The organism is Clostridium bornimense (assembly GCF_018917145.1).
GTDB classification, from domain to species: domain Bacteria; phylum Bacillota; class Clostridia; order Clostridiales; family Clostridiaceae; genus Clostridium_AN; species Clostridium_AN bornimense_A.
This window is the reverse complement of sequence record NZ_JAHLOD010000122.1, coordinates 1-1,219: the sequence shown is the minus strand read 5'-3', so window position 1 is coordinate 1,219 and position 1,219 is coordinate 1. Positions and strand designations below refer to the sequence as shown.

The 1,219-nt window shown below is 34.2% G+C and carries 1 rRNA gene; it reads left to right on the top strand.

Going from position 1 to position 1,219, the window contains the following annotated elements:
• Positions 1 to 1,025 precede the first annotated feature (1,025 nt).
• A 16S ribosomal RNA gene (locus KQI30_RS16805) occupies positions 1,026 to 1,219 on the top strand; the annotation flags it as partial.

Below are 1,219 nucleotides of genomic sequence, written 5' to 3'. Positions count from 1 at the left end.
TTGAAAAGCGTTAGCTATACAACTAGTATACTTATACAATATAAAAATAGATATAAGTTGATATGAAATTCTAAGAAATATCGAGTAAATAAGAGAATAATAAACTACAAGGAGAGAGTGATGGAGGAAATTCCCTTTGGGGAATTTCTGAGATTATAAGTGCAATAATTTTGTGCATAAAATAAGATAGCTTTCTTAAGATATTTGTATTTTATATAGAACTATTACGGGGGGCTAATGAAGGTTGCACCTTCATATAGCTTTGAGTGAAAATTCGTGATTCGTAAAAAACAACACTTAAGTATAATAGTTTTATATATGCACTAAACATATCTATCAATACAATTATAACTCTCGCCGGCCGCAGGACTAAAATGTTTTCAAAACAAGGGAAAATAAACCTACACTATTCACCATTTACTCTTACCTATTCATTCCGAAACTGTGCACTGCCCTAACTGTGCACTGAAATGTGAATTGAGAATTGCTTATATTAGTGTTTTATAAAGGCACTCGGTATCGGGTGTATCATTATAAGAAAAAGAGAGAAAATTAAAGTATATAATAGTATTTAAGGGATATATTCAAATAAATTGGTTATTTTTAAAGTATACTATATGAACTTTGAAATATAATAAGTCTTGTCGCTGCGAGAGAGCAGCAACGAGAAAGAAAAAAAGTTGTTGACAAGTGTTAAAAGCTTTGATACAATAAATGAGCGTCGCAAGAGAGCGACAAATGATCTTTGAAAATTGAACAGAAGAAACATATAACCAGTTAATTCTTTTAATTGACTCATATATATGAAGTCAGCAAACTAGTACTAAGCTAGTAATCAAACTTGAAGTTAATGGTATGTTATGTGAATCTCGTATTCGCTAGAAACGAGCAGGACGAGGAAGCTAGGAGTGAATGAGTGAACTATACTTTGTATGTGAACGATTGAATAACGAAGCTGACGAAGTAATGCGAAGTTTATAGTAGAATACTAATGAAGAACATGTAATAAACTAAGATTAACATTTTAAATTGAGAGTTTGATCCTGGCTCAGGACGAACGCTGGCGGCGTGCTTAACACATGCAAGTCGAGCGAACAAAACTCCTTCGGGAGTGGAGTTAGCGGCGGACGGGTGAGTAACACGTGGGTAACCTGCCTTATAGAGGGGGATAGCCTTCCGAAAGGAAGATTAATACCGCATAAGAAGTAGAAGTCGCATG